At 75.0% G+C, this 15564-nt stretch carries 13 protein-coding genes and 1 pseudogene; 11 read left to right on the top strand and 3 right to left on the bottom strand.

Translation table 11 applies throughout. The features are described from left to right. Window positions 1-160 precede the first annotated feature (160 nt). Both ACN263_RS22355 and surE read left to right on the top strand, forming a co-directional pair. Window positions 161-1138 carry a PfkB family carbohydrate kinase gene (locus tag ACN263_RS22355; RefSeq protein ID WP_422736301.1) on the top strand — a complete coding sequence of 326 codons (978 nt, stop codon included), beginning with the start codon at window positions 161-163 and terminating at the stop codon, window positions 1136-1138. Beyond that, window positions 1135-1962: a 5'/3'-nucleotidase SurE gene (gene surE / locus ACN263_RS22360; protein WP_422736302.1), complete on the top strand. Its 828-nt coding sequence runs from the start codon at window positions 1135-1137 to the stop codon at window positions 1960-1962. The genes ACN263_RS22355 and surE overlap by 4 nt, the downstream gene beginning before the upstream one ends. 16 nt (window positions 1963-1978) lie before the next feature. On the opposite strand, the gene ACN263_RS22365 is transcribed toward surE, so the two are convergent. Then, complete coding sequence (locus tag ACN263_RS22365) at window positions 1979-2341, bottom strand: STAS domain-containing protein (protein ID WP_422736303.1); 363 nt, start codon at window positions 2339-2341, stop codon at window positions 1979-1981. Between the two features lie 389 nt (window positions 2342-2730). Here ACN263_RS22365 and ACN263_RS22370 point away from each other — a divergent pair, with 389 nt between their 5' ends. Together ACN263_RS22370 and ACN263_RS22375 are read left to right on the top strand one after the other, a co-directional pair. Then, window positions 2731-2871, top strand: coding sequence for a hypothetical protein (locus ACN263_RS22370; protein WP_355051383.1), 141 nt, complete (start codon window positions 2731-2733; stop codon window positions 2869-2871). Between the two features lie 131 nt (window positions 2872-3002). After that, window positions 3003-3410, top strand: a complete 408-nt coding sequence (locus ACN263_RS22375) for a hypothetical protein (RefSeq protein WP_422736304.1) — start codon at window positions 3003-3005, stop codon at window positions 3408-3410. A 165-nt stretch (window positions 3411-3575) separates the two neighbouring features. Here ACN263_RS22375 and ACN263_RS22380 read toward each other — a convergent pair whose 3' ends face one another. After that, window positions 3576-6326, bottom strand: a complete 2751-nt coding sequence (locus tag ACN263_RS22380; RefSeq protein ID WP_422736305.1) for a cellulose binding domain-containing protein — start codon at window positions 6324-6326, stop codon at window positions 3576-3578. Between the two features lie 406 nt (window positions 6327-6732). Between ACN263_RS22380 and ACN263_RS22385 the strand changes: the two genes are divergently transcribed. The 3 genes from ACN263_RS22385 to ACN263_RS22395 all read left to right on the top strand — a co-directional run bounded on the left by ACN263_RS22385 (window position 6733) and on the right by ACN263_RS22395 (window position 8523). After that, window positions 6733-7419 (top strand): BON domain-containing protein, encoded by a 687-nt coding sequence (locus tag ACN263_RS22385; RefSeq protein ID WP_422736306.1) that lies wholly within the window; start codon window positions 6733-6735, stop codon window positions 7417-7419. A 61-nt stretch (window positions 7420-7480) separates the two neighbouring features. Beyond that, the gene (locus tag ACN263_RS22390; protein WP_422736307.1) at window positions 7481-7978 is read left to right on the top strand and encodes a redoxin domain-containing protein; all 498 of its coding nucleotides are present in this window, start codon (window positions 7481-7483) and stop codon (window positions 7976-7978) included. Then, complete coding sequence (locus ACN263_RS22395; RefSeq protein ID WP_422736308.1) at window positions 7975-8523, top strand: DsbA family protein; 549 nt, start codon at window positions 7975-7977, stop codon at window positions 8521-8523. Before ACN263_RS22390 ends, ACN263_RS22395 begins: the two co-directional genes overlap by 4 nt. A gap of 21 nt (window positions 8524-8544) precedes the next feature. Here ACN263_RS22395 and ACN263_RS22400 read toward each other — a convergent pair whose 3' ends face one another. After that, on the bottom strand, window positions 8545-11316 hold the full coding sequence (locus tag ACN263_RS22400) for a LuxR C-terminal-related transcriptional regulator (protein WP_422736310.1): 2772 nt from the start codon (window positions 11314-11316) through the stop codon (window positions 8545-8547). Between the two features lie 122 nt (window positions 11317-11438). Here ACN263_RS22400 and ACN263_RS22405 point away from each other — a divergent pair, with 122 nt between their 5' ends. The 4 genes and pseudogenes from ACN263_RS22405 (at window position 11439) to ACN263_RS22420 (ending at window position 15549) form a co-directional block, all read left to right on the top strand. Further along, the gene (locus tag ACN263_RS22405; protein ID WP_422736311.1) at window positions 11439-11873 is read left to right on the top strand and encodes a hypothetical protein; all 435 of its coding nucleotides are present in this window, start codon (window positions 11439-11441) and stop codon (window positions 11871-11873) included. Beyond that, a complete protein-coding gene (locus ACN263_RS22410; RefSeq protein ID WP_422736312.1) occupies window positions 11870-13012 on the top strand; it encodes an alcohol dehydrogenase catalytic domain-containing protein in 1143 nt (380 codons plus the stop codon). The genes ACN263_RS22405 and ACN263_RS22410 overlap by 4 nt, the downstream gene beginning before the upstream one ends. Before the next feature lie 49 nt (window positions 13013-13061). Then, window positions 13062-14225: pseudogene (locus tag ACN263_RS22415) on the top strand (saccharopine dehydrogenase family protein); the annotation flags it as partial. 223 nt (window positions 14226-14448) lie between these two features. Beyond that, a complete protein-coding gene (locus tag ACN263_RS22420) occupies window positions 14449-15549 on the top strand; it encodes a MerR family transcriptional regulator (protein WP_422736313.1) in 1101 nt (366 codons plus the stop codon). Window positions 15550-15564 lie beyond the last annotated feature (15 nt).

Consider the following 15564-nt stretch of genomic DNA (forward strand, 5'->3'; position numbering starts at 1 on the left):
ACGTCGCTGGTCGCACGATCGTCCCGTACCCCGCCCGGGCTGGCAACGGCCGGACGGACACCGTGCGTTGTCCCGGCATTCGCGCAGCGTTCCCACTACGGTCGGCTGATGGGAAATCACCGGCTGTGACGAAGGGTGGACGTATGAACGGTGCCGACCGGTGAGCGGGCACGTGATGGTCTTCGCGCCGACACCGCAGTTGACGGTGACCGTGGACCAGCCGAGCGACCAGCCCGAACTGCACCTGCACCCCGGCGGTCAGGGCGTCTGGCAGGCCCGCATGGTGCTGTCCCTCGGGGTCGACGTGGTGCTCTGCGCCGCGCTCGGCGGCGAGATCGGCCAGGTGTTGGAGCCGCTGCTGGTCAGCGAGGGAGTGGACCTGAAGGTCGTGGTACGCGACTCGGGCAGCGGCGCGTACGTGCACGATCGGCGCGGCGGCTCCCGGCGGGAGGTCGTGGACGTGCCCGGGGACCGCCTGAGCCGCCACGAGTTGGACGAGTTGTACAACCTGGCGCTCGGCGAAGGGCTGCGCGCCGAGGTGAGCGTCCTCAGTGGCCCGAACGCGCCGTGGCTCGTGCCGGCCGACCTGTACCGGCGTTTCGCCGCCGACCTGGGCGCCAACGGCAGCCGGGTGGTGGTCGACCTCTCCGGTGACCACCTCGGCGCGGTGCTGGACAGCGGCGTGTTCTTCCTGAAGGTGAGCCACGAGGAGCTGATCCGGGACGGTCGCGCCCGCGACGGCAGCGGCCCGGAGCTGACCCGGGCGATGTACGACCTGCACGCCGCCGGCGCCGAGACGGTGGTGGTGAGCCGCGCCGACCAACCGGCGCTGGCGCTTGTCGACGGGGAACTCTTCGAGGTGGAGATGCCCCGGCTGGAGGCCGCCGACCCGCGCGGAGCGGGCGACTCGATGACCGCGGGTGTGGCGGCCGTCATCGCCCGGGGCGGCGACATCCGGACGGCCATCCGCACCGGCGCGGCGGCGGGCGCGTTGAACGTCACCCGGCACGGGCTGGGCACCGGACGGATGGACTCGATCACCGGCCTGGTGGAACGGGTCCGACTCGTCCCGGCGGACAGTCGACAGCAGGAGCGGACCACCCCCGACGAGTTGGCCGACCGGGTGGTCGAGCGATGACACTGCGGGTGCTTGTCACCAACGACGACGGGATCGGCGCACCCGGCATCCAGGCGTTGGCCCTCGCGGCCACCCGGCGCGGGCTGGACGTGGTGGTCGCGGCACCCCTGGAGGAGGCCAGCGGCACCAGCGCCGCGATGAGCGCCGTGGAGCGCGACGGCCGGGTGGTGGTGAACCGGCACCCGCTGCCCGACCTGCCGGACGTGCCCGCGTACGGGGTCGGCGGCTCGCCGGGTTTCATCACGTTGATCGCGCTGCACGGCGCGTTCGGCCCGCCGCCGGCGGTGGTGCTGTCGGGCATCAACCGGGGTGCCAACGCCGGCCGCGCCGTGCTGCACTCGGGCACGGTGGGCGCCGCGTTCACCGCGGCCTCGAACGGGTGCCGGGCCATGGCGGTCTCGCTGGACGTGCTGAGAGCGGGCGAGGCGACGGCCGCCAGCGGTGGCGCCGCCGTGGACGCCGCCGGCCGGGTACGCGACGCCGAGCGACACTGGAGCACCGCCGCACGGGTGGCCCTGGACCTGCTCCCCCGGCTGACCGCCGCGCCGCCGGAGAGCGTGCTGAACGTCAACGCCCCCGACCTGCCGCACGAGCGGCTGCACGGGGTACGCCGTGGCGCGCTGGCCAGCTTCGGCCAGGTGCAGATGACGGTGGCGGAGTCGGGGCACGGCTTCGTGCGTACCTCGTTGGAGGAGCCCGGGGAGGCCCCGCAGCCCGGCAGCGACGTGGCGCTGCTGGCCGCCGGGTACGCGTCGGTCACGGCCATCCGGGCGGTCACCGAGGTGACCGACGTGGACCTGACCGGTCTGGACGAGCAGCCCTGACGGTGGTGTGGGGCGCTCAGGCGCCGGGAAGCACCTCGGGGGCGCCGGCCCCGGCGAAGTAGGGCTCCGGCGCGCCGAAGAGGCCGAGCAGGCCGGTCACCCAGAGCTGACGGTGCACGAACCGGCTCGGCTCGGTGACGACCAGCTTGACGCCGCTGACCTCGGCGGTCTGGAAGCCGGCGACCATGGCGCTGATGCCCACGGAGTCGATGAAGGTGACCAGCCTCATGTTCAGCTCGATGCGGAGCGGACGGCCCTTGGCCAGCACCTCCGCAATCGCCTCACGCACCTCGTACGCTGTGTCGACGTCGATCTCACCCCGGGGGGCGATCTCGACGACACCACCGGACAGGACCGACTTCACGATCGACAGGCTCACGCGAGCACCTCCACCCGCCCGTCCCCCGGGCGCCTCATCAGTACGCGGGCCGCGACCGAGAGTATTCCTCCAACGGCCTCGGTCGCCACCCCTCGGGATGAGCAATTCACGGATCCGAGCGCACAAAGTCGCCCATATCCCCACTTTTCGGTATCTGATCATTCAATACTTTTCGTTATCTGATCAGTCGACGACCGGTCGGAACCGACGCGTCGCCGGACCAGGGTAGCGGTCGCGGCCCGGAGAGCCCGACATCCGTCCCGCCCGGTCGGCCCGTCCCGCGTGGACCCGGCGTGTCGCGCCGACCCGGCACGGCGCGGTCCGCCCCGGTGGTTGTCGGCGCTGCCTAGCATCGGCCGGGACACCCACCGTGACGGAGAGGACCTTCGATGATCAAGCGACTGGCCGGGCTGGCCGGCGTCGGCCTGCTGCTCGCCCTGGTACTGGCCTGCGGTTTCGGCGGCGGAGACGACGATGACGATGACGACGACGACTTCGCCCGTGGTGTGGCCGCGGTGGCGGTGCGCTGACCCAGGGCGTACCGGACCGGGTTTGCGCGCGGCCGGGCCGGGGCACTGCGCAGTGAGCGAACCGTGTCGCGCTGGACGGACGCCGAGGTCCGAAGTGGCCGGCGGCTTCGGCACCTGAGGAGGTAACCACGATGTTCGGAACGAACCTGCTGGACCGGCGCAGCAAGCCGGAGCGGATCGCGGACCAGGCGTGGGAGCAGCTGCTCTCCGCCGTCAGCTCCGCAGGAGACAGTGTCCGGGACACCGCGCGGACGGCCCGGCGCAGCGGCGGCGACCTCGCCGACGGCGCCGGCGACCTGGTGGGTTCCGCCGCCGAGGAGGCACGGCGTCGGGCAACGCGCGCCTTCGACGCCCTCGCCGGTCGCCAGCCGGCGCTGCCGTGGACGCTGCTGATCGGGGTCGCGCTGGTCGGCGCGGCGGTCGGCTGGGCCGTCGGCTCCGCCGCCCGGGCCGCCGGCAGCCGGGACGACCGCGCGGTGGACGACGTCGAGTTCGTCGACGTCGACCGCCCCAACTCCCCCGTCGGCCTGGACGACTAGTCGAGCGGTACACGAGCGGGCCTCGTCGACATCACGTCGGCGGGGCCCGCTCGCATCGGGTGGCGGCACCAGGGCTTAAGCCCGGTCCGCCGGGGTGCCGGACCCCTCAGGCAGCCCCGGCGGACCGGTGTTCTCGGGTGGCCCGGCCGACGCCGGGCCACCGGGTCAGCGACTCGTGCAGGTCACCGTGCTCGGCGGCGAGTTGGTGCCGGTCCAGGTACCGAGGAAGCCGATCGTGGTGCTGGTCCCGGCGGCGAGCGCGCCGTTCCAGCCGCTGTCCACGACCGAGACGACCGCCCCGGTCTGGGTGTGGGTGCCGCCCCAGAGTTGGCTGACGCGCTGGCCGTTGGGGAAGGTCCAGCCGAGCGTCCAGCCGGCGATGGGCCGGGTGCCGGGGTTGCTGACCACGATCTCGGCCTGGAACCCGCCCGTCCACGAGCCGGTCACCCGGTAGGTCGCCGCGCACCCGCCGACCGGAGGCGGCGTCGTCGGAGGCGGCGTGGTCGGAGGCGGGGTGGTCGGAGGCGGCGTGGTCGGAGGCGGCGTGGTCGGAGGCGGGGTCGTCGGAGGCGGAGTCGTGGGAGGCGGAGTCGTGGGAGGCGGGGTGGTCGGGGTGCCGCCGGTGCGGTCGGCCACCAGGATGCCGCGGCCGTTGGTGCCCAGGTAGACGCGGCCGTAGACGCGGGGGTCGCCGGTCAGCGCCTCGGTCGGGTTGCCGTACTGGTGGCGGTCGTCGTTGATGCGTACCCAGGTCGTGCCGCCGTCGTCCGAGCGGTGCACGCCGGGTTGGCCGTCCACCGTGCCGTACAGGAAGACCGCCGGGTTGGTCCGCCCCGGTGCGGCCTTGCCGAAACCGACGTTGCCGGAGGCGCTGACGCCGCCCAGCTTGGTGAAGCTCGCCCCGGAGTCGGTGGACCGCCAGAGCCCGCCCGGACCGGCCAACCACAGCTCGCCCGACTTGCCGGGCAGCGCCTTGAACCGCACATCGGTGCTGGGCAGGCCGGTCGCCGCCGTAGCGGTGAAGCTCGCGCCGCCGTTGGTGCTCAGGTAGAGCCGGCCGCCGCTGAAGCCGTAGAACCGGTTGGGGTCGACGCGGTCGGCTTCGATGATCGCGTTCGCCGGGATGCCGGTGGACGGTGACCACGAGTTGCCGAAGCCGACCGAGTAGACGACGCGTTGACCCGCGTCGCCGGGCGCCCAGACGAACCGGCTGCCGTCGGCCGCCGCGCCGACCGTGCCGCCGGCGTTGACGCCGGACGGCTCGGTGCCCTGGAACCAGGTGGCCCCACCGTCGGTGGAGAAGGCGACGTGGCTGTCGTTGGGCCGGTCGGAGTCGGTGAAGTTGCCGGCGCGTACCAGCACGGCGGGCTTGCTCTCGGCGTAGTCCAGGCTGGTGGTGCTGGTGAAGACCGGCTGGGTGAACAGCATCGACGGAATGGTGTCCAGGTCGACGTGCCGGAAGCCGCCGACGTCGCCGAGCGCGCTGATCAGGGGTGCGCCGCTGGGCGGGCTGACCAGGTCGAGGACGGCCGTCTCCTCCAGGCCCCGGACCATCGGCCGGATGGTGAACTGGCCGCCGGTGTCCCACTTGGTGAGGTCGGTGGTGCCGTAGATGGTGGCCCCGGTGCCGTACATCATCCGGTTGGAGTCGTGCGGGTCGATCTCCACCGACTCGTTCATCCAGCCGAGCTTGGGGCTCTCCTCGGGCGGCGCCGGGTTGGTGCCGAAGGTCAGCCAGGGCACCGAGCTGATGTCCATGGTGTAGCGCTTGGACCGCTGCGGGTAGCTGGTGAAGTCCCAGATACGGGTCCAGCTCGCCCCACCGTCGGTGCTGCGGAAGAAGATCGCGTCCGGCCACCAGGAGACCTGGGTGGCCACCATCAGCGTGTTCGGGCGCTGCCGGTCGATGGTCAGGCCGCTGTAGCCGAAGTAGTCGTCGCCGCTGGTGGAGGGGATGGGGCTGATCCGCGTCCAGGCCCCGGTCGACCGGGTGAACTTCCAGACGTCGCCCTTGCCACCGTCGTACGGTCCACCGGTGTCGCTGGTGGCGATGTAGAGGTGACCGCCGACCGGGTCGACGACGCCCTTGTGCGCCAGGTAGCCGGTGGGTTGCCCGGAAATCCGCGCCCAGGTGACACCGCCGTCGGTGCTGCGGTAGACCGGGTTGTCCTTGTCCGCCACACCCACGTAGATCGTCTGGGTGGTGGTGCCGGCGGTGCCGGTGCTTTTGTCGAAGCTGACCCAGGTGAGGCCCTGGTTCTGCCCGTTGTAGCCGTTCGGGTCACTGGGGTCGGCCCGGTAGTTGCCGACGTTCGGGAAGGCGGTGACCTTGGCCCAGGTCGCCCCGTAGTCGGTGCTGCGCCACAGCCCGTTGCCGCCCTCGGCGCCGTAGTAGAGGACGCTGTTGCGGTTGGGGTCGACGGCCAGCCGCTCGCCCATGCCCCGCCCGGGCATGTTGCCGCCGTTCTTGAACGGCAGCTCGGTGACCTGCCAGGTGGCGCCCTTGTCGGTCGAGCGCAGGATCGCGCCGTTGTTCGGGTCCCAGCCGTTGGTGTACATGCCGACGGCCGCGTACACCCGGTTGGTCTGCACCGGGTCGGTGGCGAGGCTGACCACGCCGTTGTAGCCCCAGCGGTCCGCGCCGACCCAGTCGAGCAGCGGCGTCCAGGACTGGCTGCCCTGCTCCCAGCGGTAGGCCCCGCCGATGTCGGTCCGGGCGTAGATCAGGTTCTTCTCGGTGGGGTTGAAGACGATACCGGGCACGAAGCCACCGCCGCCGACCGGGACGTTGCGCCAGGTGTACGCCTCGGCGGCGGCCGGTGCCGGCGCCGAGCCCGCGGCGGTGATCGGGACCGCCACGACGGCCGTGGCGACGGTCAGCGCCGCGACGACCACGCTGGCCAGTGATCTGGGCATCTGTGTTCCTCTCGGGGGTGGGGACCCGGGAGTCGGGGATCGACCGGGGTGGCGTCGCGGCCCGGGGGACGAGCACGGCGACGCGGGGACGGATCGACCGGAAGGTGGTGCGTCGCGGCCCGGGGGACGGACGACGACGCGGAGGACGGATCGGAGCTGCCCTGGCTCCAACCACCCGACGCGAGGCTCCCGCGATCGAGGAACGCACTCACACTAACCGATTCGACGCCGCTATGGAAGCGCTCCCATCATGGTCGACACACCTGCCGGGCACGCCGGATCCGCACGGGCCCACCCGCATCGGGTGAGGACGGCTAACCCGCGCGACCGGCAGGATCGGACCTCGGCGGGCCGGTCACGGCCAACAGCCCGGTCCGCCAGGCACGCGAGCCGATGGGAGGGGCAGATGGCCATCGCGACGATCGCGCGTACCGACCAGGACATCCAGTCCGCCGTCCTCGACGAGCTGACCTGGGAACCCCGGGTGCAGCCGCACGAGATCGGCGTGACCGTGGCCGAGGGCGTCGTCACGCTGAGCGGACGGGTGGACAGCTACGCGAAGAAGTGGGCCGGGGAACGAGCCGCGCACCGGGTCGCCGGGGTCCGGGCGGTCGCCAACGACCTGACCGTGCAACTGGCCGGTAGCGACGAGCGCGCCGACCCGGACCTGGCCGCCGCGGCCGGCGACGCCCTGGAGTGGGACGCGTTCGTGCCCATCGAGAAGCTCCAGGTCACCGTCTCGGCCGGGTGGGTCACGCTGCACGGTGAGGTCGAGTGGGAGTACCAGCGCCGGGCCGCCGAGCGGGCGGTGTGTCGACTGACCGGCGTCCGTGGGGTCAGCAACGGCATCACCGTCCAGCCGAACGCGTCGTCGGACGGCGTGAACCTGGCCGGCAGGATCGTGGACGCCCTCGCCCGGGCCGGCGCCACCGAGGCCGAGCGGATCACCGTCCGGGTGCACGGCGACACGGCCGTGCTCGCCGGGCTGGTGCACTCCATGCCCGAACGCGCCGAGGTCGAGCAGGTGGCCTGGTCCGCGCCGGGCATCCGGGAGGTGCAGAACCACATCGCGGTCGCCCCGGTCCTGCGCTGAGCGCGGGTACCACCCGGAACGGGTGAGCCCGTCTCACCCGTTCCGGCGGCAGGCTGGTGGCATGAGTGATCCGAACGGGCTGATCCAACCCGGGAACCCCGCCCCCGGCTTCACCCTGCCAAGCACTCCCGACGGGCGCCGGATCGGCCCCGAGCAGTTCCGGGGTCGCCCGGTCGTCCTGGCTTTCTATCCGGCCGACTGGAGCCCCGTCTGCGGCGACCAGATGTCGCTCTACCAGGCGGCGGCGCCGGTGTTCGACCAGTACCAGGCCATGGTGCTCGGCATCTCGGTGGACAGCATCTGGTCGCACCGGGCGTTCGCCGAGAGCCGGGGCATCGCCTTCCCGCTGCTGGCCGACTTCGAGCCCAAGGGCGAGGTGTCCCGCCGGTACGGGGCGTACTCGTCGCGGGGTGAGTCGGCCCGCGCGCTGGTGGTGATCGACCAGGCCGGGACGGTGGCGTGGAGCTACCTGTCGGCCCCCGACGTCAACCCGGGCGCGGACGGAATCTTCGACGCGCTGGACAACCTGACAAACGAGCGGAAGGTGATGGCCGGATGACCACGCCACTGCAGGTCACCGCGCGGCTGCGTGAGCCGCTGACCGTCGAGGACCACGTCCGCGGGCCGTCCGACGCCGCGGTGACCATCATCGAGTACGGCGACTTCCAGTGCCGGTTCTGCGGCGCCGCGTACCCGAACCTGCACGAGTTGCTACGCCAGCGCGCCGACACGGTGCGACTGGTCTACCGCTACTTCCCCATCGCCAACATCCACCCGTACGCCGAGCGCGCGGCGGAGACGGCGGAGGCGGCCGCGGCGCGGGGAAAGTTCTGGGAGATGCACGACTGGCTGTACGAGCACCAGGACCAGTTGGACCCGGTCCACCTCTCGCTCGGCGTCGAGCAGCTCGGCCTGCCGACGGACGAGGTGAACGGCGAGGTGGAGCGCGGGACGTACGCCGACCGGGTACGCCGTGACTTCGTGGGCGGCATCCGCAGCGGGGTCAACGGCACGCCGACCCTCTTCGTCAACGACGTCCGGCACGACGGCGGGTACGACCTGCCCGACCTGCTGGCCGCCGTGGACGCGGCGGCGAACGCCTGACGGTCGATGCTCCGAGCGGCCTCAGATCAGCCGCAGCTCGCGCGCCCGCCGGACCGCCTCGCGCCGGCGGGTCGCGCCGAGTTTGCGGTAGATGTTGCGCACGTGCGTCTTGACCGTGTTGACCGAGAGCGACAGTTCGCCGGCGATCTCCACGTTGGACAGGATGCTCTGCAGGTACCGCAGGATGGTCAGCTCCCGCTCGGTGAGCGGCTCGTCGAGCCGGCCACCCGGTTCGACCGCCGGCCGGGGAGCACTCTCCTCGACGCCCCGGACCAGGTCGCTGACCAGCGGGAAGTGCGCGGTGCCCGCGTCCAGGTGGGCGGCCAGCAGGTCCCGTACCGACGGTTGCGCCCGGGTGAACGCCCGCCGGGCGCCCTGCGGACCGGCCAGGTCGAGCACCTGCTCCAGGACCCGCCCGGCCCGGCGGACGTCCCCGGCCCGTTCGGCGAGCAGCGCCTCCAGCAGGCCGGCGTCCAGGCGTACCGACAGGGGCCAGGCGGCGGCCGGCGGGCCCGACCAGTCCGGCAGCGCCCGCCCGGCGGCCCCGAGGTCGCCGGCCCGCAGCTCCACCCGGGCCAGGGCCACGTCGAGCGCCGGGGCACCCGGGTCGCCGGTGACGCCCGCCAGCAGGTCCCGGGCCGCGTCCAGGTCACCCCGCTCGGCGCGGGCGTCCGCCTCGGCGGCCCGGAGCAGACCCGACAGTTCGGTGGCGGCCGGCTCGTCGGGCAGTGCCTCCCGCGCGTGCACCAGCAGCCGCTGGGCGGCGGCCGGGTCACCGGCGTCCCGGGCCAGCGCCGCACGGCACAGCGCGGCGACCGCCGCCGCCACCGGCTCACCGCCGGGCGCGTCGGTCGCCCCGGCGGCGAGCGCGAGGTTCGCGGCGGCCTCCTCGGGCTGGTCGCGGTGCAGGGCCACCAACGCCAACGCCAGGTACGCGTGGCCGCAGTCGAGCCGGCAGGACCAGCCCCGGCAGGCCGGCATGGCGAGGGCGTCCCGCGCCGCCTGCTCCGCCGCGCGCAGGTCACCGCGCACGGCGAGCAGCAGCGCGGCGCGACTGGCGGCGACCAGTTCGGTACGCGGCCGGCCGGCCTCCCGGGCCGCCGCCCGGGCCCGGACGAACCGCGCGTCGGGCAGCCCACCGGCGGACATCTCCACCAGGCCCAGCGCGGTCCCGGTGAAGGCCCGCAGATCGGCGTCCTCGGGGTTCGGCGGGTCGGCCAGCGGCCCGGCGGGCGGGCCGTCCGGTGAGCCGGCGGTCGGGGCGGCGGTCGGGCGGGCCCGCAGCAGTCGGGCGGCGGCGGAACGGGTCTGCGGCAGGTCACCGGCGAGCCGGGCCAGGCTCAGCTCCAGCGCGGTGGCCAGCCGCAGGAACCGGTCCCGCCGGGGCGTCGGCAGCGCGTCCGCGTGCGCCGCGGCGGTACGCAGGTGGCCGGTGGCGGCGTCCAGGTCACCGGCGTACGCCCGCTCGGTGGCACTGGCCAGCGCCACCTCCGGGTCGGCCTCGACCGCCTCCGCAGGCGGGGACGGTGGGGTCGGGCCGTCGACCGGCTCGTGGTCGTAGCGGGTCAGCTCCGGCCAGTGCGCGACGAACAGGTCGGCGGCCAGGTCCCAGCGGCCGGCGGCGAGGGCGTGCCGCAGACCGTCGGCCGGTCGGCCCTCGCCGGCGTACCAGTCGGAGGCGCGCGTGTGCAGCTCCCGCACCTCGTCGACGGACAGCCGGGCCAGTTCGGCGCGGAGCAGGTCGGCGAGCAGGGGGTCGCAGCGGTACCAGGGTGGCCGGCTGTCCTCCCGGCGCAGCAGGCCACCGGCGCCGGCGAGGTCGGCCAGCACCTGCCCGGCGTCCGCGCGGCCGGTCAACGCCTCGGCCAGTTCGGCGCAGACGGTCTCGGCCAGGGCGGTACGACGCAGCAGGTCCCGATCGGCCGGGTCGATCGCGGCCAGTACCTCCTCGTGCAGGTAGCCGGCGATCTCCGGCTGGTCGCCGCCGAACTGCCCCAGCCACCGTTCCGGGTCGGGCTGCCCCCGCAACGCCAGCGCGGCGATCCGCAGCGCGGCCGGCCAGCCCCCGGTGCGCTCACGCAGCCGGTGTACCGCGCCGGCCGGCAGCGGAGCGCCGTGCGCGGTCAGCAGGTCGGCCACCTCGTCGTCGGTGAAGGCCAGCTCGTCCCGGCCGATCTCGGTGAGTTCGCCGGCGAGGCGCAGCCGGTGCAGGGCCAGCGGCAGGCCGGCCCGCGCGCCGACCACCAGGCGCAGCCGCTGCCCGGAGTGCCGCAGCAGGAACTCCAGTCCGGTCAGCGCGGCCGGGTCGGTGATCCGGTGCAGGTCGTCCAGGACCAGCAGCACCGGCTGCGGCGCGGCGGCCAGCCCGGCGGCGAGCAGTTCCAGCTGGTCGGGGCGCGGCGGGCCGGTGGGCAGCGGCGCGACCAGGTCGTCGTCCGCCGCGCCGGTGGCCGTGCGCAGGGCCGCCGCCAGGTACGCCCAGAGCCGGTCGCCGTCGTCGCCGGCCTCCACCGACACCCATGCCGGCGTCGACGCGTACGCGGGTTCGGTCAGCCGAACCCAGGAGGCGAGCAGGGTGGTCTTGCCCCATCCGGCGGGGGCGACGACCAGGGTGACGGGTCCGGCGCTGCCCTCGTCGAGGCCGCGCAGCAGGCGGGGCCGGGCCACCACCGGCTCGGGCGGCACGGTCGGCGTCAGCCGCGACGACAGCAGCGGCGGGTGCTCCCCCCGCCGCACCGCCGCCGTGCCGACCCGTGCGGAATCCTGCTGTTCCGGCACCCGGCCCACCCCCACCGCCCGCGTTCCACCCCCCGGTCGGCGAGCGGTTACCCGACGCGGGCCGGTTCACCCCTTCCGGGCGAGCCCGCTTCACCCGGCTCCGACCGAGGATCGGGGGACGTGGACCGGGAGGACCGATGGGACCCAGGAGACGCCTGAGGCGGGCGGGATCGACCCTGACCGGGGCGGCCCTCCGGCTGCTGCGCGTACCTCGTCGCCGGGACCGCTTCGACGCGGACCGCGAGCTGGCCGCGGCCGGCTGGGAGGTGGTGACCGTGGACCGGCCGCCCGGGCAGGTGCTTCCCGACGGCCGGTGGCCGGAGCCGTTGCGCCGCCTGGACGGCGTGGTGGAGGTGCGGGTGCGACCGGCGCCGGGTGACCGGGGCACCGAACTGGCCGCCCGTCCACTGGCGCGTGCCACCGCGCCGGCCGGCCTCGCCGCCCACCTGGTCGGCGACGACCCGCACCTGCTCATCCGGCGGACCCTGCGCCAGGTGAAGCAGCGCGCGGAGGCCGGCGAGGTGCTGCGCGCGGACCGTTCGGCGCTGGACCGCCCGAGGTTCCGCGGGTGAGGGCGCTGTGCTGGGTGGCCGCCGACGAGCTGGCGGTACGCGAGGTGCCCGACCCGGAGTTGCGCAACGAGCGGGACGTGATCGTGCGCGTACGCCGCAGCGCCACCTGCGGGGGTGACCTGCCGCTGCTCGCGGGACCGGACCCGCTGCTGCGCACCGGTGACGTGCTGGGGGCGGAGTTCGTGGGTGAGGTGGTCGAGGCCGGCCCGGCGATCCGGGAGCACCGGATCGGCGACCGGGTGGTGGTCGGCGCGGGCGTGGCGTGCGGCGGCTGCTGGTACTGCCGCCGGGGACGGCACTCGTGCTGCGACAACGCCGCCGTCGACGTGCCGAGCGTCGATCCGGGCTGGGAACGTCCGGACGCCGGCTGCTTCGGCCGGCCCCGGGCGGCGGGCGGTTTCGCCGGTGGGCACGCGGAGTACGTGCGGGTGCCGTACGCCGACGTGGGCGCGTTCCGGGTGCCGGACGCGGTCGACGACGACCGGGCGCTCTTCGCCGCCGACGCCGCGCCGACCGGTTGGCTGGCGGCCGAGCTGGGCGAGGTGCGGCCCGGGGACGTGGTGGCGGTCTGGGGCGCCGGCGCGGTGGGCCAGTTGACCGCCCACGCCGCCGTGCTGCGCGGCGCGGCCCGGGTGCTCATCGTGGACCGGTACGGGGAGCGGCTGCGGATGGCCGAACGGCACGCCGGGGCGGAGCCGCTGGACTACCGCCGTACCGACGTGGTGGCGGAGCTGCGCGAGCGCAGCGGCGGGCGGGGCCCGGACGTGTGCGTGGTCGCGGTGGGACCGCCGCCACCCCGCGCGGTCGCCGACCGGTGGACCGGCGGCGACCGCCCGGACCCGGTGCGCGAGGCGGTGCACGCCTGCCGCAAGGACGGCGTGGTGGTGGTGCTCGGTGGGACCGACGGGTCCGGGGCCGGGTTCGCCCTGGGCACGGTCACCGACAAGCGGCTCACGGTACGTGGGGCGCGCCGGCCGGACCTGCGGGACGTACCGATGCTGCTGCACCGGATGGCCCGCGACGAGCTGCGGACCGAGCACCTGGCCACCCACCGGCTGCCGCTCGCGGACGGCCCGTCGGGGTACGCCCTGTTCGCCGACCGCGCCGACGGTTGCGTCCGGGCCGTGTTCACGCCGTGACCCGCGTACGGGATCGGCGCGGGACGATGACCGGTGGCAGACTCGGGGAATGACTGGTGAGCGGGCGTACGACGTGGTGCTGTTCGGCGCGACCGGCTTCACCGGCGGGCTGACGGCCGAGTACCTGGCCCGGCACGCGCCGCCCGGGTTGCGGTGGGCGCTGGCCGGGCGCGATCCCGGTCGCCTCGCCGCCGTCCGGGACCGGCTCGCCGCGATCGACCCCGCCCTGGCCGACCTGCCGCTGTTGCCCGCCGACGTGACCGACGCCGGGTCGCTGCGCGCGGTCGCCGAGAGCGCCCGGGTGGTCGCCAGCACCGTCGGGCCGTTCGTGCACCACGGGGAGCCGCTGGTCGCGGCCTGCGCCCGGGCCGGCACCGACTACCTGGACATCACCGGCGAGCCGGAGTTCGTCGACCTGATGTACGTCCGCCATCACGCCGAGGCGACCCGCACGGGCGCCCGCCTGGTGCACGCCTGCGGGTTCGACTCCGTACCGCACGACCTGGGCGTCTGGTTCACCGTCAAGCAGCTGCCGGCGGGCGGACCGGTCACCGTGGACGGTTACGTGCGCGCCGGCGCCCGGTTCTCCGCTGGCACGTACCACTCCGCGCTCACCGCGTTCGCCCGGACCGGGGAGGCGAGCCGGGCCGCCCGGGCCCGCCGGGCGGTCGAGCCGCGTCCCACCGACCGTCGGGTCCGGGCGGTGCCCGGCCGGCTGGCCCACTCGGCGGAGCTGGGCGTCTGGGCCGTGCCGCTGCCCACCATCGACCCGCAGGTCGTTCGCCGGTCGGCCGCGGCCCGCCCGGAGTACGGGCCGGACTTCCGCTACCGGCACTTCGCGGCGTTGAAGCGGCTCCCGACGGTGCTCGTCGGCGCGGTGGGGCTCGGCACGCTGATCGGCCTGGTGAAGGTGCCGCCCACCCGGCGGTGGCTGCTCGGGCGGCTCGCCTCCGGGCAGGGGCCCAGTGCGCAGCAGCGGGCGTCATCCTGGTTCCGGGTCCGGTTCGTCGGCACCGGGGGCGGGCGACGCGTGGTCACCGAGGTCGCGGGCGGCGACCCCGGCTACGACGAGACGGCGAAGATGCTCGCCGAGTCGGCGCTCTGCCTGGCGCTCGACGACCTGCCGCCGACCGCCGGCCAGCTCACCCCGGTCACCGCGATGGGGGACGCGCTGCTCGACCGGCTGGTCCGCGCCGGGCTCACCTTCCGGGTGCTGAAACGGGACGAGCCGGCGGCAGAGGCGGCCCCGGGCCAGCCGGCCCCGGAGGCGGCGGAGGCGGCCCAGGCCCGGCCGGCCCCGGAGGCGGCCCAGGCCCGGCCGGCCCCGGAGGCGGCCCAGGCTCGGCCGGCCCCGGAGGCGGCCCCGCCTGCGGCGGAGGCGGCGACGCGGGGCACGGAGCCCGCCGCTTGACCCTCTACCAGGTCGAGGGGGCAGGATGCCGGACGTGGTGAGCGACCTGCACAGCATCGGCGAGTTGGCCCGGGCCAGCGGCCTGACCGTCAGCGCGCTGCGCTTCTACGACTCGGCGGGCGTGCTCACGCCGGCCCTGGTCGACCCGGTGACCGGCTACCGCTGGTACACGGACGAGCAGATCGCCCCGGCCCGGCTGGTCGCGGGGCTGCGCCGGGTCGGGATGCCGGTGCCCGACATCGCCGCCGCCGTCCGCGCCGAGCCGGCCGAGGTGCACCGGCTGCTCGACGCGCACCTGCGCCGGCTGGCCGACGGGCTGGCCGACGCGCGCCGCGAGATCACCCGACTGCGCGCCCTGGTCGATCCGGCCCCGGCCGTGGCGACCACGCTGCTGCTCTCCCCCGCCGAGCTCGCCGCCGCCCTCGACGCGGTGCGCTTCGCCGTCGGCGTCGACCCGGAGCTGCCGGCCCTGTCCGGGATGCTGCTCGACGTCGAGCCGGACGGGGTACGGCTGGTCGCCACGGACCGGCACCGCCTCGCGCTGGCCCGGGCCGGGGCCGCCGTCGACGGGCCGCCCGCGCGGGTGCTGGTGCCGGTGGACCTCGTCGACCGGCTGCGCCGGCTGCTGGACACCGACGACGGGCCGGTACGTCTCACGGTGACCGGCGTCGACCTGCGGGTGACCGTGGCCGGTCGGACACTCACCGGCACCGCCCTGCCGTACGACTTCCCGGACTACCGGCGGCTGCTGCGCGAGGCGGTCGGCGCGCGGCCGGCCGCGTACCGCATCCCGGTGGACGTGGTGGCCCTGCGTGCCGCGCTGCGCGACCCGGCCGCTCCCACGCTGGCCCGCGAGTACGCGGGCACCCCGCTGGCGGTCTCCGTCCTGGGCCTCGACGACGCGGGCGGTCTGCGGCTGCTGCACCCGGCCGAGCTGCCCGGGCCGCCCGCCGACGCGGACGGCGGACTGCGGTTCGGGGTGAACGGCGAGTACCTGCTCGACGCGCTGGACGCGGCCGGTGGCCCGCAACTGGTGCTGGAGCTGGACGGGCCGATCGCCCCGCTGGCCGTACGCCGGCCGGACGACGAGGACACCTTCTCCGTGCTGATGCCGATCCGGCTGTAGAAACCGGTCGCGCTC

The organism is Micromonospora sp. WMMD729 (assembly GCF_049315225.1).
Taxonomy (GTDB): Bacteria; Actinomycetota; Actinomycetes; order Mycobacteriales; family Micromonosporaceae; genus Micromonospora.